The organism is Paraherbaspirillum soli (assembly GCF_042654985.1).
GTDB classification, from domain to species: domain Bacteria; phylum Pseudomonadota; class Gammaproteobacteria; order Burkholderiales; family Burkholderiaceae_D; genus Paraherbaspirillum; species Paraherbaspirillum soli.
On record NZ_JBHSMT010000031.1, the window covers coordinates 42,077 to 60,742 of the forward strand.

General features: G+C 55.2%; 16 protein-coding genes. 7 read left to right on the forward strand and 9 right to left on the reverse strand.

What is annotated here, in order from left to right:
* Positions 1–158 precede the first annotated feature (158 nt).
* A complete protein-coding gene (locus ACFPM8_RS20875; RefSeq protein ID WP_379000615.1) occupies positions 159–1,403 on the forward strand; it encodes a THUMP domain-containing class I SAM-dependent RNA methyltransferase in 1,245 nt (414 codons plus the stop codon).
* 90 nt (positions 1,404–1,493) lie between these two features.
* Here ACFPM8_RS20875 and ACFPM8_RS20880 read toward each other — a convergent pair whose 3' ends face one another.
* Entirely contained in the window at positions 1,494–3,758 is a 2,265-nt protein-coding gene (locus tag ACFPM8_RS20880) for a TonB-dependent receptor (RefSeq protein ID WP_379000618.1), read from the reverse strand.
* Between the two features lie 535 nt (positions 3,759–4,293).
* Here ACFPM8_RS20880 and hemP point away from each other — a divergent pair.
* The 6 genes from hemP to bfr all read left to right on the forward strand — a co-directional run bounded on the left by hemP (position 4,294) and on the right by bfr (position 7,507).
* Positions 4,294–4,491 (forward strand): hemin uptake protein HemP, encoded by a 198-nt coding sequence (gene hemP, locus ACFPM8_RS20885; RefSeq protein WP_379000620.1) that lies wholly within the window; start codon positions 4,294–4,296, stop codon positions 4,489–4,491.
* 56 nt (positions 4,492–4,547) lie between these two features.
* Entirely contained in the window at positions 4,548–4,868 is a 321-nt protein-coding gene (locus ACFPM8_RS20890; RefSeq protein WP_379000622.1) for a hypothetical protein, read from the forward strand.
* Between the two features lie 121 nt (positions 4,869–4,989).
* On the forward strand, positions 4,990–5,220 hold the full coding sequence (locus ACFPM8_RS20895; protein ID WP_379000624.1) for a (2Fe-2S)-binding protein: 231 nt from the start codon (positions 4,990–4,992) through the stop codon (positions 5,218–5,220).
* Positions 5,221–5,240: 20 nt separating this feature from the next.
* A complete protein-coding gene (locus tag ACFPM8_RS20900; RefSeq protein ID WP_379000626.1) occupies positions 5,241–5,939 on the forward strand; it encodes an energy transducer TonB in 699 nt (232 codons plus the stop codon).
* A 202-nt stretch (positions 5,940–6,141) separates the two neighbouring features.
* Positions 6,142–6,825, forward strand: coding sequence for a Fe2+-dependent dioxygenase (locus ACFPM8_RS20905; protein ID WP_379000628.1), 684 nt, complete (start codon positions 6,142–6,144; stop codon positions 6,823–6,825).
* Between the two features lie 211 nt (positions 6,826–7,036).
* Positions 7,037–7,507 carry a bacterioferritin gene (gene bfr / locus ACFPM8_RS20910; RefSeq protein ID WP_379000629.1) on the forward strand — a complete coding sequence of 157 codons (471 nt, stop codon included), beginning with the start codon at positions 7,037–7,039 and terminating at the stop codon, positions 7,505–7,507.
* Positions 7,508–7,714: 207 nt separating this feature from the next.
* Here bfr and ACFPM8_RS20915 read toward each other — a convergent pair whose 3' ends face one another.
* The 8 genes from ACFPM8_RS20915 to ACFPM8_RS20950 all read right to left on the reverse strand — a co-directional run bounded on the left by ACFPM8_RS20915 (position 7,715) and on the right by ACFPM8_RS20950 (position 18,572).
* Entirely contained in the window at positions 7,715–8,056 is a 342-nt protein-coding gene (locus ACFPM8_RS20915) for a DUF167 domain-containing protein (protein ID WP_379000631.1), read from the reverse strand.
* Positions 8,053–8,595, reverse strand: a complete 543-nt coding sequence (locus ACFPM8_RS20920; protein WP_379000633.1) for a YggT family protein — start codon at positions 8,593–8,595, stop codon at positions 8,053–8,055. Before ACFPM8_RS20920 ends, ACFPM8_RS20915 begins: the two co-directional genes overlap by 4 nt.
* Positions 8,596–8,813: 218 nt before the next feature.
* The gene (locus tag ACFPM8_RS20925) at positions 8,814–9,581 is read right to left on the reverse strand and encodes a histone (RefSeq protein WP_379000635.1); all 768 of its coding nucleotides are present in this window, start codon (positions 9,579–9,581) and stop codon (positions 8,814–8,816) included.
* 493 nt (positions 9,582–10,074) lie between these two features.
* A complete protein-coding gene (locus ACFPM8_RS20930; protein WP_379000637.1) occupies positions 10,075–11,232 on the reverse strand; it encodes a ribonucleotide-diphosphate reductase subunit beta in 1,158 nt (385 codons plus the stop codon).
* Positions 11,233–11,347: 115 nt separating this feature from the next.
* The gene (locus ACFPM8_RS20935; RefSeq protein WP_379000639.1) at positions 11,348–14,266 is read right to left on the reverse strand and encodes a ribonucleoside-diphosphate reductase subunit alpha; all 2,919 of its coding nucleotides are present in this window, start codon (positions 14,264–14,266) and stop codon (positions 11,348–11,350) included.
* Between the two features lie 408 nt (positions 14,267–14,674).
* A complete protein-coding gene (gene ampD / locus ACFPM8_RS20940; protein ID WP_379000851.1) occupies positions 14,675–15,337 on the reverse strand; it encodes a 1,6-anhydro-N-acetylmuramyl-L-alanine amidase AmpD in 663 nt (220 codons plus the stop codon).
* A gap of 12 nt (positions 15,338–15,349) precedes the next feature.
* Positions 15,350–16,816 carry a sigma-54-dependent transcriptional regulator gene (locus tag ACFPM8_RS20945; protein ID WP_379000641.1) on the reverse strand — a complete coding sequence of 489 codons (1,467 nt, stop codon included), beginning with the start codon at positions 16,814–16,816 and terminating at the stop codon, positions 15,350–15,352.
* A gap of 46 nt (positions 16,817–16,862) precedes the next feature.
* Complete coding sequence (locus ACFPM8_RS20950; protein ID WP_379000643.1) at positions 16,863–18,572, reverse strand: sensor histidine kinase; 1,710 nt, start codon at positions 18,570–18,572, stop codon at positions 16,863–16,865.
* Between the last annotated feature and the right edge of the window lie 94 nt (positions 18,573–18,666).

Here is an 18,666-nt window from a genome sequence, read left to right on the forward strand (position 1 = left end):
CTCGAAAAAACGTAGCGAGCGGCCCAAGGTCGGGGCGAGAAGCAGAGCCGTACGGTTGTACGGTGAGCATCGCAGCCCCGAGATTGGCGGGTTTGCCAAACTCTGCAGTAGGTTTTTCGAGGCGCCATAAAGTTTCACCAACGGATAAAAGGTCCCCCATGTCACATCCAATCAACACCCATTCAAGCAGCACGCATTCCTATTTCTGCCCTTGCCCGCGCGGGCTGGAAGCCGCTTTGGCGGAAGAATTGAATGAAATAGCGCAACTGAGCGCCCCGGCAGTCACGCTCAAAGTGCATACGCAAGTGCCCGGCGGTGTGCATTGCTCAGGCTTGCTGAGCGATGCCTGGCGCATCAATCTGCATTCCCGCATCGCCAGCCGGGTGCTGCTGCGCCTGACGCACGGTTCGTATAAAAACGAAAACGACATTTACGACATGACGCTGGAACAGGAATGGGAAAACTGGTTCTCCGTCAACCACACCATCCGGGTCGACGTCACCGCGGTGAAGTCGCCGTTGCGCAGCCTGGAGTTCACCACGCTGAAGATCAAGGATGCGATCTGCGACCGATTCCGCGATTTGTGCGACGAGCGGCCATCGGTCGATACCCGTACCCCGGATATGCGCATCGTCGGCTTTCTCGACGCCCACAATTTCACGCTGTATCTGGATACCTCCGGCGAAGCACTGTTCAAGCGCGGCTGGCGTGCCGAAACCGGCGATGCGCCGTTGCGCGAGAATCTTGCTGCCGGCCTGCTCCGCACCAGCGGCTGGAAACCGGGAGTGGTGCTGTTCGATCCGATGTGCGGCTCCGGCACCATCCTGATCGAAGCGGCGCAAATCGTCGCCGGGATTCCAGCCGGCGCACGCCGTCACTTCGCTTTCGAGAAATTCAACCACTTCGAAGCCGAGCTGTGGCTATCCATCAAGGGCAGTTTCAAACCCCATCCGTTGCCGACCGCGCCGACCATTTTCGGCAGCGATATCTCGGGCGACATGGTGACGATCGCAGCCAACAATTTGCGCAACGCCGGCATCTTGTTTGAAGTGCCGCTGAAGCAGATCGAAGCGCAGGAAGTGAAGCCGCCGCTCGACGCTGCCAGCGGCATCATGCTGACCAACCCGCCTTACGGCGAGCGGATCGGCGTGCGCGGCGACAGCGCATTGCCGACCGATGAAATGTTCACGGCCTTTTTCAGCGCCTTCGGGACCACGCTGAAACAACGTTTTGCCGGCTGGAGCGTGTTCCTGTTCTCGGCCGACTTAAGCTTGCCAAAGCTGCTGCGCCTGAAAGAAGCGCGTAAGACCCCGTTCTTCAACGGCGCGCTGGAATGCCGCTTGTTCCGCTTCGACATGGTGGCCGGCTTTAACCGCCGTGAAGCGGCCAAGCCCAAGGAGTAAACGCGGCGGCGGAGACTGCTCCGCATTCCTCAGATGAAAAAAAAGCGCAATCAATTCGATTGCGCTTTTTTTATTGTGCGGTGACGCCGATCAGAACACCAGGTTTGCGCTCAATACCGCCGAGCGTGCCGGCGCCTGATGCGCATAGTGCGCGGCATAGCCCTGGTCGTAATAAAGCTTGTTGGTCAGATTCTGCACATTCAGTTGCAAGGTGACATGCCGGTTCAGCACATACGACGCCATGGCATCGAAGCGAGTGTAAGACGGCACGTATAGCGTATTCGCGGCATTGCCGAATACATGCGACATATAGAACGCCCCGCCGCCAACCGTCAGCTTCGGCAAGACCTGGTAGGTGCTCCACAAACTGAAACTATTCTTTGCCGTATTGGGAAATTGGTTGCCGTTATTGGCAGCGTTGGTGCCGAAGCTGCCGTTATCGACCAATGCGCTATCGAGATAGGTGTAACCGCCAAACACCTGCCACTTGTCAGTCAGATTCCCCGCGATCCCCAGCTCCAGGCCATCGACTTTCTGCTTGCCGGCGGTGGCCACCGTATTGGCGTCGATCGGTACCCGCGCATTGTTCTTCTCGGTGCGGAACACCGCGGCCGTCAGCGACAGTTTCTTATGCAACACATCCCACTTGGTGCCGATCTCATAGGTGTGGCTACGTTCCGGCGCCAGATTCTGGTTGGCGGCGCTGATGTTGTCGCTGCCATCGCCGGTGCTGACGCCAGAAGGCGTCGAGGCGGTGCTGTAGGAACCATATACGCTGGCATCCGGCGTCAGTTTGTAAATCAAAGCCGCCTGGTAATTCCAGAAATTGGCATCGTTCTTGACGGTCACGCCCGGCACCGTGGCCCCGACTGCGTTGGCCCCCTGGCCGTTACCATTCGGTACTGTTCTGATATAGGCAGGGGTGCTTGCCGTGGTTGAATAACTGTCATAGCGCAACCCCAGATTCGCCAGCCATTGCTTGGACAATTCCAGCGTATCGAACGCATAGACCGAGCGCGTATTGGTGGTGGTTTGCGTCACCGTCGGCGAACGCAGAATCGTGCCGCTCCATTTATCGCTGGGATTCGGGTTGTTCAGGCTGGTGCAATCGCCGCTGGCAAATGCTGCCGTGTTGCACGGGCGTCCGCTGACACCGCTAGCCGGCAACAGCGCATAGCCGCCGACACTGGTTTGCTCGCGGCTGATTTCTAGACCGGTCGAGAAACTGTGCTTGACGCTGCCGGTGGCAAACTTGCCGCTCAAATTTGCCTGGTTGGTGGCGGTTTCCGTACTGGCGTCGCGATTTTTCGAACTGCGCCAAAGCTTGCCGTTGGCGACATTGCCGGCACTATCGTCCGGATTGGTCACGATGTAGTTATTGGTCGAACGGCCGTAACGGGTGGTATTGCTGAACACCAGGCTATCGCCGAAGTCATGCTGCACCTGCACTGTGCCGATATCCGCCTGCGTTTTGCGGAAGTCGCGACCAGTCAGACCGTAAAACTGGCGGCCGACATTGACCGGGGCATCGGGATTGGCCTTGGTTCTGCCGGCACCGCTATTCTTATAAGGCGTGCTGTAATCCGGCAGATCGTCGGATTGCATGTGGTAATAACTGAGAATCACCGAGGTCGGCGAGTTCAAGCCAAGTTTCAATGACGGCGCGAAACCCCAGCGACTGACGTCGACCTGCCCGCGTCCGGGGACATTGGCGTCATGCACCATCGCGTTCAGGCGGATCGCGGCGTTATCGCCCAGCAGATAATTGCCATCGACGGCGGCACGTTTGTAATTGTCGGTGCCGACGCCGATATTGGCCGAGCTGAAGTTCTCCTTCTTCGGCGCCTTGGTAATCAGGTTGACGCTGCCGCCAGCCGCGCCGCGTCCGCCGAACGCGCCATCCGATCCCTTCACCACTTCGACCGCTTCAATATCGAAGATCTCGCGTGTTTGCGATCCGGTGTCGCGCACGCCATCGACGAAGGTATTGGCGCCGGCGTCATAACCTCGAATGAAAGGCCGATCGCCGATCGGATTGCCGCCTTCGCCGGCGCCGAAAGTAATGCCGGGCGTGGTGCGCAATGCCTCCACCAATGAAGTCGCACCGGTCTGCTGAATCACTTCGGCCGGGATCACGGTGATCGATTTCGGTGTTTCCAGCAGCGGCGCCGTGAATTTCGGCGAGGCCGCTTTCTCGGTCTTGTATGGCGCTTCCGCGCTGTCGCGCACGGTGACTTCCGGCAGCGCTGTTTCGGATGCTTGCGCGGTCTGCGCGCAAGCCGATTGTTGAAGCGCCACGGGCATGGCAAAAGCAGCCAACAGCGTTGCCGCTATCGGATTGAGTCGACGATCCATTACTTCCTCACTAGTTGTAGATTCCGGTGATTTCCGGATATTTGTATAAATGCTGGCTAGTACGGAAATTTGTGAACCGTTTGGCTGGCGCGAGTGCCGTTCGGACACCTCTAAAAACCGTAGCGAGCGGCCCAAGGTCGGGGCGAGAAGCGGAGTCGTACGTTTGTACGGCGAGCATCACGGCCTCGAGATTGGGGCGCGCAGTAGGTTTTTAGAGGTGCCCGTTAGTTAGTGCAGTTGTTATGCGCTATTTCTAACGACCTGCTCACAAACGAAGGTGGCGAAAAATCCATTGTGTGGATCTGCACCGGTTCGCAAAGATCGAAAGTATACATGATAATGATTCTTATTTAAAGAATAAATATGGAGTCTGAAGGCTTCCGCCGAACATCAATCGGCCCGCCTGAGCCGATATTGCAGCAAGCAAATCACCTGGCAACACCTGCATGCTCAAGCTGCTTAAAACACTTGCAATCCAAATCCAAATAACGAATAATACAAATAGGAATTGTTCGCATTTACATAAAGGACTATCATGAGCCACTCGATACCACGTGAAGCAGAACTAGAGAAAAAGCAAATCTCCAGCATCACCCAGTCGGTCGCATCAGCAGTCACACGCATCAAGAGCCAGGATCTGTTCAAGCAAATGCGTGAATTGGAAATCGATCATGGCGGCAGAATTTACAAACTGCGGCTAACGCATTTGAACAAATTGATCCTGACAGCCTGACTTTTAAAACCAGCCCGCCGATATCCAGCCAGCCAGACACCGACATAGGAGTTTTGATGATCACTGAGAAAATCAATCCGGCGTTCGTGGAACCAAATAGTGCGCCAGCGCAGCCGGAATTACTGGTCTCGGCAGTATTGCATCTGATGTCGCATTACACCGCGAATCACCAGGAAGCCAGCAGCTGCGTCAAACTGGCATCGGTGATTGAGCGCCATTTGAAAGCGTTGGCTGATTTACCCAATCTGGCGCCGGTGCTGCGTACAACGTGCCAGCAGTTATCGGAACAGTGGGCAATGGTAGTGGAGCGAACCATGCCGCGCCCGGAAAAATATACGCTGTTGACCAGACTTGTCGGCGCTGGACGAGCCTGCTGATGCGGCATCGACAGGCAAGCCGGCACTCTTTTTTGAGGGTTGAATGTGAGCTCGAATTGTTGAGCTCATTTTTTAAATCCGCTTATTTATCCAATTTTTTACATTGGCAGCAAGGTACAAAATGATCGTTTGTGTTTGCAATAACATCTCCGACCGAAAAATCCGTCAGGCAGTCGATTCAGGCATGTCGACCATGTCCGAATTGCGCAAGAATCTGGGTGTCGCAACCTGCTGCGGCAAATGCCACACCTGCGCCAAGAGCGTATTGCGCGAATGCCTGGCCAACAACGCGCCTGCTGCGCATCAGCATATTCAAGCATTGATATTTCAACCGAATGCACTCGCAGCTTAATTGCATCATTAAGTGCATCAATGAGCGCGACATTATCGTCATCGACACCTAACCTGCCTGCGCTTGCCGGGCATCAAATCCGGCGCATCGGGCCGCTGGGGGCGATCATCTTGCTGCACGCCGCGTTTTTTATCGCACTGCAAAGCGGCATGGTTCACCAGATAACAACATCCGCGCCGAAAGAAGTGTTCGCCTACTTCATCACACCGGAGCGAGCTCCGCAACCAGCGCCAGCGAAACCACAACCGGCGATCCCGAAAACAGTAGCGGTGGTGAAGAAAACCATCGCTCCGCCGCTGCCGACCCCGGTTGTCAGCCAGACGCCGTCGGAACAGGCAATTACAGTTCCGGCCCCGGCATCGCAGCCGGCTCAACATGAAGAGCCGGCCGCAACACCGATTGCGGCCGCACCGGAAGCCGCGACACCGTCGCCACCGCGCACCATTACTTCCGGGGTCGAATATATACAAGCGCCGGACGTCAAATACCCCACAGTCGCCAAACGCATGGGCGAAGAAGGCAAAGCGCTTATCCGCGTGCTGATCAACGAAAAAGGCCGTGCCGAACGGGTCGAAGTCCAAAAATCCTCCGGCTCCAGCCGTCTCGATGACGCCGCCAAACAGGCGGTGATGCGCGCACTTTTCAAGCCCTATATGGAAGACGGCAAAGCGATCCCTGTGTTTGCGATCGTGCCGATCAATTTCCAGCTATCCAATTAATCGCCGTTCAATTCGTTGGGAAAATATGCCGAGAATCGCTCCGATACGGCGTCACAAATTCGCGCTGGGCTCCAGCGGTGCTTTGCTCCTTGTCTCGTGTCGATTTCGACATATTTAAAAATCTTCAGCGAATTAACAACTCAAGACACCAGCAATCGGCGACGCCGCGCTGCTATCCCTCCAAGAAAAAAGGTCCATCCCGATGCTGTTACAGATCCATCAAGCGCTATTGGCAGACGATCTCGCGCGTTGCCGGGAACTCATAGACAACGCGGAATGGGCCGACGGCCGCATTACCGCCGGCTCGCAGTCGGGTCTGGTAAAGAATAACCGCCAACTCCCCGAGAACGCGCCAGCTGCGCAGGAAGCACGCGCCATCGTGCTCGCAGCCTTGAGCAAAAGCCCCATGTTTCTGACCGGTGCATTACCCAAAAAGATATTCCCGCCGCTATTCAATCGCTATGACGGTGACGCCAACGCGTTCGGAAACCATATCGATAATGCGATCCGTCATTCGCCAGCGACCGGTACTTGGGTGCGTACCGACCTGTCAGCCACGCTGTTCTTGTCCAACCCGGAAGACTACGATGGCGGTGAATTGGTGATCGAAGATACCTATGGCACGCAGTCGATCAAATTACCGGCCGGCGACCTGATCCTCTACCCGTCATCGAGCGTGCACCGGGTCCAGGCCGTCACCCGAGGAGCGCGGCTCGCGGCTTTTTTCTGGATCGAAAGCATGGTGCGGGACGATGCCCAGCGCAGCTTGCTATTCAATCTCGACATGTCGATCCTGTCGCTGCGCGAAACCTACGGTGAAATTGAACCGGCAGTACGATTGACAGGGAGCTATCACAATCTGCTCAGGATGTGGGCCGAGACGTGATCAAGGCGTCGTTGCCGCGATGAAAAAATGCACAAATCACAATGAAAATGATTCGCGCTAACGAATGATGAAAAAGGCGCGAGCCTGCGCTATCATGACTGCGATTTCGGCTGAGGCACGCCACTCAAGTAAAGAGCATACATAGAAGACGCCAGGCGTATCCGACGTTGTATGACTGCCCCACTCCTTCCCATTTCATCAAGAGGTTCCCATGCAAGGCGACAAAAAAATCATTACGCTGCTCAATGCGCAGCTAACCAACGAACTGACGGCAATCAACCAGTACTTCCTGCATGCCCGCATGTATAAGCACTGGGGCCTGGCCAAACTCGGCAAGAAGGAATACGAAGAATCGATCGGCGAGATGAAACATGCGGACAGGTTGATTGACCGCATCCTGATGCTGAACGGCCTGCCGAACCTGCAAGCGTTGCATAAGCTGATGATCGGCGAATCGACGCCTGAGATGCTGGAATGCGATCTGAAGCTTGAACAAGCCGCGCAAAAAACCGTCAAGGAAGGCGTTGCCGCCTGCGAAGCTGCCGGCGACTATGTATCGCGTGAACTGTTCAAGGATATTCTCGACGACACCGAAGAACACATCGACTGGCTGGAAACGCAAATCGACCTGATCGACAAAGTCGGCCTGCAAAACTATTTGCAAAGCCAGATGGAAGCTTAAGCTGGGATAAGCACGACATCCGAACCGCCTTTTTGATTACATTCAAAAGGCGGTTTTTTGTTGTCCGGCGTTTTTGGCCGCCCCTAAAAACCGTAGCGAGCGGCCCAAGGTCGGGGCGACGATGTTGTAACACTTGGAGTCGAACCACTGTACGGCGAGCATCACAGCCCCGAGATTGGGCCGCGTAGTAGGTTTTTAGAGGTGGCCTTATATGACAAGCGCCAACAGCACCTGTTGAACCGTCTCCGCGGTCAAATGCGGCGCATGGACTTCGACCATCTTGCGTTTGCTGGTGTGCCCATGAGTGATGCTGACCGCACTACGCGGCACATCGAGCGACTCCGCCAGATAGCGAATCAGCGCTTCATTCGCCTTGCCCTCTATCGGCTGCGCCTGCAAACGCACTTTCAGCACATCATCAAACGGCCCGATCACCTGGCTCTTCTTGGCATTTGGCATAACTTGCAATGCCAGCCGGATCCCGCCGGGAATTGCTGAGCACCATATTCCGCGCCTTGGCCCGGATCCGCCGCCCGTCTCTCTGGTCATGCCAGCGACATGATCAGATAAATCACCAGTTGATGCACGATCCGCAACAGGATCAGGGCAGCCAGCGGCGACAGGTCGACGTTGCCGATCAGCGGAATAACCCGTCGCAACGGCCGCAACAAGGGCTCATTCAGCGCCCGGACGAATGGCGCCAGCGGCGCTTGCGGATTGACCCAGCTAAAGATCGCCTCGACGATCAAGAGCGCGATCAACCCATAAAATATCCATTGAAAAAACAGTAGCGCCGACAAACTGAATATCAGCGATGCGTTCAGTGCCGACCTGACGCCGAGTTCCAGCAGTATGCATAGAACCGCGACCAGCGCCGCACAGAGCAGGCTGGCCCAGTCGTAACCGCTAAACCCTGGCAACAGTCGCCGCATGGGCCGGACCATCCAGTCGGACAGCGTAAAGATGAAATGCGCCAATTGCTGCGGCGGTCGCACACGTACCGCCTGTATCCAGAATCGCAGTAACAATACGCCGCCCAAAACACTGGCGACAGTTTCGATAATTAAGGTAAAAATGTTCTGCAGCACGAAGTGTTTTCCTTTTCCAGATTAAACATGCGATTGGTCCACTTCCAAATCATCCGCTCACCCAGGAGCACCTCTACATCCGTCCCGGCACCCACACTACAACTATCGGGCACCTCGAAACAATGCTTTACACCCAAACAAAAAACCCGCTGGATAGCACTAGGCCATACAGCGGGTGGTGCACCTGAAACGATTCAGGTTGCCTGACAAACGCGAAATTACGGACGCGTGCCAGTTGGGAACGGCCAAGCCGCTGCCGGATTAAGCACCGTTTTAACTGCCGGCTCAGCTGCTGGTTTAGCCGCTGGCTTCTTGGCTGCAGGTTTCGCTGCGGCCTTTTTAACAACGGGCTTGGCTGCTGGCTTAGCTACGGGTTTAGCCGCAGGTTTTGCTGCTGCCTTAGCTACCGGCTTTTTGGCTGCAGGTTTTGCTGCTGCCTTGGCTACCGGCTTCTTGGCTGCAGGTTTTGCTGCTGCCTTGGCTACCGGCTTTTTAACTGCAGGTTTTGCTGCGGCCTTAGCTACCGGCTTTTTGGCTGCAGGTTTTGCTGCTGCCTTGGCTACCGGCTTTTTAACTGCAGGTTTTGCTGCGGCCTTAGCTACCGGCTTTTTGGCTGCAGGTTTTGCTGCTGCCTTGGCTACCGGCTTCTTGACTGCAGGTTTTGCTGCTGCCTTGGCTACCGGCTTTTTGGCTGCAGGTTTTGCTGTTGCCTTGGCTACCGGCTTTTTGGCTGCAGGTTTTGCTGCTGCCTTGGCTACCGGCTTCTTGGCTGCAGGTTTTGCTGCTGCCTTGGCTACCGGCTTCTTGGCTGCAGGCTTTGCTGCTGCCTTGGTTGCCGGCTTTGCGGCTGCAGGCTTAGCTGCGGCCTTAGCGGCTGGCTTTTTAACTGCAGGTTTTGCTGCGGCCTTAGCTACTGGCTTTTTGGCCGGCGCTACTTTCTTCGCAGCGGGTTTCTTCGCTGCGGCTTTTTTTGTTGCTGTTGCCATTTTGTTTCTCCTTCACGTGATGGAAAAAATCAAGCTCCAAGTTGGAAACCCGCCACCCCCATCGCGAGGAGGGCGGCGGATTATTCATCGGCACAATCAATTCTGCTTGCGCTAATGAATTCGGCACCAGCTGAACTGCTCCATCCCCTCATCGATGCAGCACTTCAGCCATTGTCGGCTAGGTTCTTTCCCTCAACGCCTTGATCGGGAAAAGAATATTCGCAGCACCTATCGGCGGCGACCTATAGCCTAGAAAAACGCCGGCGGCTTCGCCAGCGTCGGAATACTGTTACAAAAAGGAAGCGGTTTTTCCAAAGAAAACGCCGCCATGCCCGACTGAATCGGGGTAAGCGGCGACAACAGATAAGAACGTTTCTGTCTTTGACTGTTCATTAAATTTGGATATTACCTTTCAGTTGCGCAGTCTTTTTTTATGTACTAACCGCTGCATGTCTCCATCCACCTCGTTATTCATGTCGGAAATCCGAACCCATCATTCCCAGTTCAGTGCACCGCCGGTTTGATATTCAATGACGCGGGTCTCAAAAAAGTTGCGCTCTTTTTTCAGATCGATCATCTCACTCATCCAGGGGAAGGGATTTTCTTCCTGAGGGAACATCGGGTCCAGTCCGATTTGCTGCGCGCGGCGATTTGCGATGAACCGCAAATACCCTTTGAACATCGGCGCATTCAAACCGAGCACTCCACGCGGCATTGTATCCTCTGCGTAACGATATTCCAACTCCACCGCGCTTAAAAACAACGCTTTAATTTCGTCGCGGAATTCAGGCGTCCACAGCTGCGGATTTTCCATCTTGATGGTGTTGATCAGGTCGATGCCGAAGTTACAGTGCATCGATTCGTCGCGCAGAATATATTGGTACTGTTCGGCCGCGCCCATCATTTTGTTTTGCCGACCCAGCGCCAGGATCTGCGTGAAGCCGACATAGAAAAACAGACCTTCCATGATGCAGGCAAACACGATCAGCGAGCGCAGCAATTTCTGATCATTTTCAATCGTGCCGGTCTTGAACTCAGGATCGGTCAGCGTATTGATGAAGGGAATCAGGAACTCGTCTTTGTCGCGGATCGATTTGACTTCATGATAGGCGTTGAAAATTTCGGCTTCGTCCAAACCCAGCGATTCAACAATATATTGATATGCGTGGGTGTGAATCGCTTCTTCAAAAGCCTGGCGCAACAAGTATTGGCGGCATTCCGGTGCAGTGATGTGACGGTAGGTGCCCAGCACGATATTGTTCGCGGCAAGCGAGTCGGCGGTCACGAAAAATCCCAGATTGCGCTTGACCAGACGACGCTCGTCATCGGTCAGGCCGTTCGGATTTTTCCACAGCTCGATATCGCGCTGCATGTTGATTTCCTGCGGCATCCAGTGGTTGGCGCAACCTGCCAGATATTTATCCCACGCCCATTTGTACTTGAACGGCACCAGTTGGTTGACGTCGGTATGACCGTTGATAATGCGCTTGTCGGCGGCATTGACGCGACTCGTCGCATCCACGCCGGGCGCGGCTGGCATTTGCGGCTGCGCCGAAGCTGCGGACTGCGCTGTTTGCACTTGCGGCTGCGCCGGCATCGGCGCTGTACGAGGGGCGGGTGCCGAACTTACTTCTTCATCCCAAGAGAGCATACTTTCTTCCTTCACTTTGTCTTCGATTGGCAGGCCTGGTTGCGCCAAGCCTGCCATATCCATTACCAGTGGCAATTGCCACTGTGTTTCCTGCAGGGTTACTGTGCGAGTCCGCTTATTGGCAGGCTTCGCACTCCTCGAACCCCGGGTCGCCCGGACGCATCGTGCATGCAGGCCCATCAAATTCCTGCGTTGCCGTCGTTGCAGGTGCGTAAGTCGCTACTGCACCGCCGCTGGCGCCGCCGTCGACCGACACCGCATTTAATGCACCAGTCCTGGAAGTCGATTTTTCAGTGTGTGTGGCGCCGATGGTACGTAGGTAGTAAGTGGTTTTCAGGCCGCGCAACCATGCCAGCTTGTAGGTCTCATCGAGCTTCTTGCCGGATGCGCCAGCCATATAGATATTCAACGATTGCGCCTGATCGATCCACTTCTGACGACGCGATGCCGCCTCTACCAGCCAGGACGGCTCGACTTCAAATGCGGTCGCGTAGATATCGCGCAGATCTTGTGGCACACGGTCGATCTTGGCCAGGCTGCCGTCAAAATACTTGAGGTCGGAAATCATCACTTCATCCCACAAGCCGCGCGCCTTCAGGTCGCGCACCAGGTATTCATTGATTTCAGTGAACTCGCCGGACAGGTTCGACTTCACGTACAGGTTTTGATAGGTCGGCTCGATGCAAGCCGATACGCCAATAATGTTGGAGATGGTCGCGGTCGGTGCAATCGCTACGCAATTTGAATTACGCATGCCGAACTCCTTGATGCGAGCACGCAATCCAGTCCAATCCAGCGATTCGGACGTATCTACCTCGAGATAACCGCCGCGCTCTTCAGCCAGCAGCTTCAGCGAATCCTGCGGCAGGATGCCACGGTCCCACAACGAGCCTTTGTAGGTGCTGTAGCGACCGCGTTCTTCGGCCAGTTCGGTCGAAGCCCAGTACGCGTGGTAGCAGACCGACTCCATCGAACGATCGGCAAATTCGACCGCTTCTTTCGACGCATAAGGAATACGCATCATATGCAGGCAATCCTGGAAACCCATGATACCGAGACCAACCGGGCGGTGGCGCAGGTTGGAATCACGCGCCTTCTTCACTGCATAATAGTTAATATCGATCACATTATCCAGCATGCGCATTGCAGTATTGATCGTTCTCTGCAATTTGGCATGGTCCAGCTGGCCGTCTTTCATGTGCGCAGGCAGGTTAACCGAACCGAGATTACACACGGCGATTTCCGACTCGTTGGTATTCAACGTGATTTCGGTGCACAGATTGGAGCTGTGTACCATGCCGACGTGCTGCTGCGGTGAACGGATATTGCATGGGTCCTTGAAGGTGATCCATGGATGGCCGGTTTCAAACAGCATCGACAACATCTTGCGCCACAGATCGAGCGCTTCGATTTTCTTGGACACACGCAATTCACCGCGCGCAGCTTTGGCTTCATAGGCGGTATAAGCCTCTTCAAAAGCCTTACCGACCTTATCGTGCAGATCCGGGGTATCGCTTGGCGAGAACAGGGTCCACGCGCCCTTTTCCATCACGCGCTTCATGAACAGGTCGGGAATCCAGTTGGCGGTGTTCATGTCATGCGTACGGCGGCGATCGTCGCCGGTGTTCTTGCGCAGATCGAGGAATTCCTCGATATCCATGTGCCAGGTTTCCAGATAGGCGCAGACCGCACCCTTGCGCTTGCCGCCTTGATTGACCGCTACCGCAGTGTCATTGACGACCTTCAGGAATGGCACGACGCCTTGCGATTTGCCGTTAGTACCCTTGATATGGGCGCCCAGCGAACGCACTGGCGTCCAGTCGTTGCCCAGGCCGCCGGCATATTTGGCCAGCAGCGCGTTTTCCTTGATGGCGTCGTAAATACCTTCCAGATCATCGGAGACCGTCGTCAGGTAGCAAGACGAGAGTTGCGAGCGCTGGGTGCCGGAATTGAACAGCGTCGGCGTCGAACTCATGAAGTCGAAACTGGACAACAAGTTGTAAAACTCGATCGCGCGCGCTTCGCGGTTGATTTCATTGAGCGCCAATCCCATCGCCACCCGCATGTAAAACGCTTGCGGCATTTCGATGCGGATATCGCGCACGTGCAGGAAATAACGGTCGTACAGGGTTTGCAGGCCGAGATAGCCGAATTGCAGATCGCGCTCCGGCGCCAACGCTTCAGCCAGCTTCTTGAGGTCGAATTGTTCCAGCTTGGCGTCCAACAAGTCGGCTTCAATCCCTTTCCTGATAAATTTCGGGAAATACTGAAGGTACTCGGTCGGCGCATCCGCCTGGGCCACTTCCTTGCCAAACACTTCCTTGCGGATTGTGTGCATCAACAGGCGGGCCGTGACTTGGCTGTACGCAGGGTCCTTCTCCATCAAAGCGCGGGCGGCCAGAATCGCCGACTTGTGCAGCTCTTCGACCGGCACGCCATCGTACAGATTCTTGACCGTCTCCGACAGGATGGCTTCCGCATCGACATGTTTTTCCAGACCAATACAGGCTGCGGTAATCAAGTCGCGCACCTGGTTCATGTCAAGCACGCGGCGCTGACCGTCTTCGGTCACGTACAGCTCGGCGCTAGGGCTGGGCGCCGTGCCGCCGGCTTGCTGCTGGGAGCGCTCTTCCATGCGTTTGGCGCGGTACAGCACGTAAGCGCGAGCAACGTCATGCTCGCCGGAACGCATCAAGGACAGCTCGACCTGGTCCTGGATATCTTCAATATGAAACGTGCCGCCGGTCGGTTGCCGGCGTACCAGCGCTGCGACGACATTGGAGGTTAGTTGCTCAACCAATTCACGCACCCGAGCCGAGGCAGCGCCTTGACCGCCGTTGACTGCCAGGAAGGCCTTGGTGACGGCAATAGAGATTTTGGACGGCTCGAATCCAACCACGGCGCCATTCCGGCGAATGATTCTGTAGTCGCCGAAACTGCTGGATGCATTGACGGGAGAGCCGCTACCGGCGGATGGCGAAACACCAGCGACTTCGGCTGATGATTTGACGGAAATTTCTTGAGTAGATTGCACTGAGCCTCCCGAGACTGTGAAAACAGACGAACTTATTGCGTCTGCTGTTGTTAATTAGAACCGTTGAATCTTTCAGGATTCACTGATGTACATTGTTTTTACAAGCGATGTACAGACTGCATAGGCCAAAACGCGAGGGCTAAATGCGGCTTGCAGCAAATTCGACCGATGACAAAATTGGGACTGCGCATGGCCCATCCAACATGCGCACTCGAATGAGGAAAAAACTTATTTAAGCAGATAGACAAATTGATGCAGCCAAAAGAGGAAATTACAAAAAATACTAGATCTAGTATTTTACACGAATTCTGCACTAATTGTAGTGGCCAGAAATCGTGGATGCAATGTCTAACCGATGCTGCGTAGCACTTTTTTCGTGTAACAAAACGCAGAATGCGATTGACTTTTTTAGTCGATTGCAGGGAAGCGCAATGACAGGTTGGTAAGCGCTCGCAGCGAATACTCCGCTAACGCTTGTTGGTATTGAAGCCAGTCAAAAAATGGTCCTGGGTCGGTCTTTCTGCCAGGCGCGATATGTTCGTGCCCGGCCACCGCGCCGAGAGGGTAACGCAACTGCAGGGCATGGGTCAATGTTGTCAGCGCCTGATATTGCACATCGGAAAACGGTTCGAAGTCAGTTCCTTCCAACTCGATTCCGATCGAAAAATCATTGCACCGCTGGCGCCCGTCAAAACACGACACCCCGGCGTGCCAAGCGCGATCGTTGGCGGAAACGAACTGCTTGACGGCACCGTCCCGCAGTATCAGGAAATGAGAGGAAACCCTTAGCGACCGCAATTGCTCAAAGTATGGGTGCGCATCATAGTCAAGACGATTGCCAAATAAGTCGGCAATATAAGAGCCGCCAAACTGCCCCGGCGGTAAACTGATGTTGTGAATCACCAGCAGATCGATCGCGCAACCATCCGGCCGCGCATCGCAATTCGGTGACGCCAGGCGCTCCACTTGGCCCGGCCGGCACCAGCCGTCCGCACCGACCTGAAAATCCAAGGAAGCCGTCAACGGCTCCAATGCTTCCGTTGGCGTCCCATCTTTTGCTTTCTGCACCATCGTCACGACTCGCTAATCCTGCTCATGAATCGACAATCGTTGCATCCGATACCGTAGCTGGCGAAAACTAATGCCGAGCAAGTCGGCTGCCTTGGTCCGGTTGAAATGGGTGCGCGCCAATGCTTGCCGAATGATGTTGCGCTCAATATCGTCCAGATGAGTGGGTAACGAAGACGGCAATTCCGATGCGCTCAGCGCCATCTCGGCGCCGACCACGCCCGGCGTCGCGGCGACAATAGGCACCGTGCTTACTTGAATCTCGTCTCCAAGCTCGGGAAGTATTGGTTTTTCGACAGGCGACAGGCCGGTCACCTTCAAGCCGAGATCGGCAACTTCGATCACGCCGTCGTTGGCAAAGGCCAATGCTCGTTCGAGGATATTCTCCAGTTCCCGCACATTTCCCGGGAATGAATACGTACGCAAGGCTGCCAAGGCCGCTTGCGTCAATACCGCCGGCGCCGCGTGCGAACCGAACGATGACAGACGACCTAAAATCGTCTCGACCAACTGGCCGATATCATCCAGCCGCTCGCGCAAAGGCGGCAATTTCAACTCGATCACATTCAAACGATAGTACAGATCCTGACGAAATCTACCGGATTCCACGCATTCCGCCAGATTCTGGTGGGTCGCGCTGACCAGACGCACGTCCACCACTTCCTCCATCGTTGCGCCGACTTTGCGCACCCGACGCTCTTGAATAGCCCGCAATAATTTGACTTGCATCGGCAACGGCAAGTCAGCGACCTCGTCCAGCATCAGCGTACCGCCATTGGCGGCCTGGAAAAAACCTTCGCGATCTTCCGCCGCACCGGTAAATGCTCCTTTTCGGTAGCCGAAAAATTCGGCCTCCATCAAGGCTTCCGGGATCGCACCGCAATTGACTGCAACGAAAGGTTTGTCTGCGCGCGGGCTGAGCGCATGAATATCTCGCGCTGCCAGTTCCTTGCCGCTGCCCGACTCACCGGTAATCGCCACCGGGGCCATGCTGCGCGCCAATCGCACAATCTGCGCGCGCAACTCTTGCATCGTGGCGGATTGACCGAGCAGGCGCAGAGCATTACCGCTGCGAACCGCTGAACCGGACTGCGGCGCAGAAGTGTCTGCCGGCTTACCGACTCGCAGGGCGGATTGCACCATCAGGCGCAGTTGATCGAGTGCAACCGGCTTCGACAAATAGTCGAATGCACCGGCCTTCAATGCCACGACGGCATTATCAGCGCTGCCATAAGCGGTAATCACCGCAATCGGGATGTTCTTGCCGCTAGCGGTGACTTCGCGCACCAATTCGATTCCGAGCCCATCCGGCAAGCGCATGTCGGTCAGCACAAGTGCGTAGGCGTTTTGTGCCAAATAAGTACGCGCTGAAGCCAATGAGTCGGCGCTATCGACGTCAAGCCCCATTTTAATCAGCGTGATTTCCAGCAGTTCGCGCAGATGAGCTTCGTCATCGACAACCAGGATACGGGGTGAAGTCATGGCAATGGTCTTTTTTTAAACAACACAAATACTTCGAAGCGATTCTTCACTGTGAATCCTGAGCGGCAAATGCAATCACGAAGCGGCCGGTCGCCTCGCCTTGGTTATCGTGGCGGTATTCATAATCCAGCAACGCGCCGTTATTCAAACACAACTCCCGCGCCAGAAAAAGTCCCAATCCGGTGCCCTTGCTGGAGGTTGTATAAAACGGCTCGAACAGGTGCGCGCGCACCTCTGGCGAGATCGGCTCGCCATCGTCCTGCACGTGCAATTCCAGTCGATTGGCCACGTTCGACATGATATGCAAGCGCATGCCGCCCGGACGGCCGCTGGCGTAACGTACTGCATTCGACAACAGATTCGTCACCACCTCACGCAAGTGCAAAGGATCAAACCAGACCCGATGCTGATCGTCAGCGTCAACCTGTAGCTCGACCTTGTCTGGCTCAACCGCATGGGTTTGCTGAAATTCGACGACGATGTCCATCAACAGCGGTGCCAGCAATATCGGCTCTGCCTGTCGCTGCGCCTTGCGCGACAACTTCAGAATATCTTCGATCATGCGGTTCAAGCGCGCCACATTGTCGTTAATAATCGTCAACAAACGCATTTGCGCCACACTTGCAACATCCTCCGACAGCAGCGTCGCAGCATAGGAAATCGACGACAAGGGATTGCGTACTTCGTGGGCGATACTGGCAGTCAATCGCCCCATTGATGCCAACTTTAGCTGCTGCGCCTGATTTTCAATTTCACTGACATCCTGCAAGAAGATGACGGTACGGTATTCATTCGGCTCACGCGCCCTGACCGCCGCAAAACGCAATTTCAAATGCGCCGCCAATTCCCGCCGCCGCCCCCAACTCCAGCCCACCGCGTCCCGATCGACGTCATCAGTGTGTTTGATGGTCACAAAAACCGGCTCGTCAACAATTGCCGAATTCACTCCCGGCAAATTGCGGCTCCCGGCCGCCCACGCAAAAAAGGCATCGGCAATCGGCGCCAGCAAGGCAAAATCGTTCAAATTGTAACGCGGCTCTTCTACCGAAAACGACAGCCCCAGCATATGCTCGGCTGCCGGATTGGACATCATGAGCGAGCCGTCGGGATCGACCACCAACAGACCATCGCCCATATCCGCGATCGCGATCCGGTTGATATCCATTTGCACCCGCAGGTCTTTGCCGCGCTGGGTGGCCAACTCCTCTTGCCTGATCAACTTGTCGGCAAGGCGATTAATGATCACCACCGCAAAAAAGAATACCCCGCCGTATAAGCCTGCACGCAAGGTAGAAGCGTCTGGAATGAATTTCAGGATCTGATACCAGCTTTCCCCCAGCAATATCAACGTCGTAATCGATACGAAAAACAACGCCAGCAACAGCGGCGCCAGAATCGCCGCACCCGCAAGAGGGAAAAGATACAAGATCGCCAACCCGCCGCTGGCGCCGCCCGCATCGATATAAAGTATCGAAACCGCGGTGATATCCATCGCGATTGGCAGCAGGATCTGCAACCTATGATGGCGGCGGAAATATGCCGCCACCACGATGAAAGCGATGGCACATATCAGGTAGAGGACACCGGTTCCCCGCTGCGCGAATAACCCGGAAAACCAGCTGTCGCCTTTGCCATGGACGCTGAAATAGGTCAGCAGCACCATTGCAACAACTACCCGCGTAACATTAAAGGTCTGTAGCGTTCGCCAAAAGGTCTCTGGCTTGTCGTCATTCTGGATGGGCGTGGATATCGTCATGTTTTAATGTCCTGCCTCAAGAATAATTCGCAATCCAATCATCTAATCCCTTATTTAGCTGCCATTTTCAGCCGGCTTTTAACCTTACCCCCGG

Bases quoted from the DNA above. Each gene is read 5' to 3' on its own strand.
- ACFPM8_RS20890 (WP_379000622.1), top strand. From the start codon at position 4,548: ATGATCACTGAGAAAATCAATCCGGCGTTCGTGGAACCAAATAGTGCG.
- ACFPM8_RS20930 (WP_379000637.1), bottom strand. From the start codon at position 11,232: ATGCTCTCTTGGGATGAAGAAGTAAGTTCGGCACCCGCCCCTCGTACA.
- ACFPM8_RS20945 (WP_379000641.1), bottom strand. From the start codon at position 16,816: ATGACTTCACCCCGTATCCTGGTTGTCGATGACGAAGCTCATCTGCGC.
- ACFPM8_RS20900 (WP_379000626.1), top strand. From the start codon at position 5,241: ATGAGCGCGACATTATCGTCATCGACACCTAACCTGCCTGCGCTTGCC.
- ACFPM8_RS20905 (WP_379000628.1), top strand. From the start codon at position 6,142: ATGCTGTTACAGATCCATCAAGCGCTATTGGCAGACGATCTCGCGCGT.
- bfr (WP_379000629.1), top strand. From the start codon at position 7,037: ATGCAAGGCGACAAAAAAATCATTACGCTGCTCAATGCGCAGCTAACC.
- ACFPM8_RS20950 (WP_379000643.1), bottom strand. From the start codon at position 18,572: ATGACGATATCCACGCCCATCCAGAATGACGACAAGCCAGAGACCTTT.
- ampD (WP_379000851.1), bottom strand. From the start codon at position 15,337: ATGGTGCAGAAAGCAAAAGATGGGACGCCAACGGAAGCATTGGAGCCG.
- hemP (WP_379000620.1), top strand. From the start codon at position 4,294: ATGAGCCACTCGATACCACGTGAAGCAGAACTAGAGAAAAAGCAAATC.
- ACFPM8_RS20875 (WP_379000615.1), top strand. From the start codon at position 159: ATGTCACATCCAATCAACACCCATTCAAGCAGCACGCATTCCTATTTC.
- ACFPM8_RS20880 (WP_379000618.1), bottom strand. From the start codon at position 3,758: ATGGATCGTCGACTCAATCCGATAGCGGCAACGCTGTTGGCTGCTTTT.
- ACFPM8_RS20915 (WP_379000631.1), bottom strand. From the start codon at position 8,056: ATGACCAGAGAGACGGGCGGCGGATCCGGGCCAAGGCGCGGAATATGG.
- ACFPM8_RS20925 (WP_379000635.1), bottom strand. From the start codon at position 9,581: ATGGCAACAGCAACAAAAAAAGCCGCAGCGAAGAAACCCGCTGCGAAG.
- ACFPM8_RS20895 (WP_379000624.1), top strand. From the start codon at position 4,990: ATGATCGTTTGTGTTTGCAATAACATCTCCGACCGAAAAATCCGTCAG.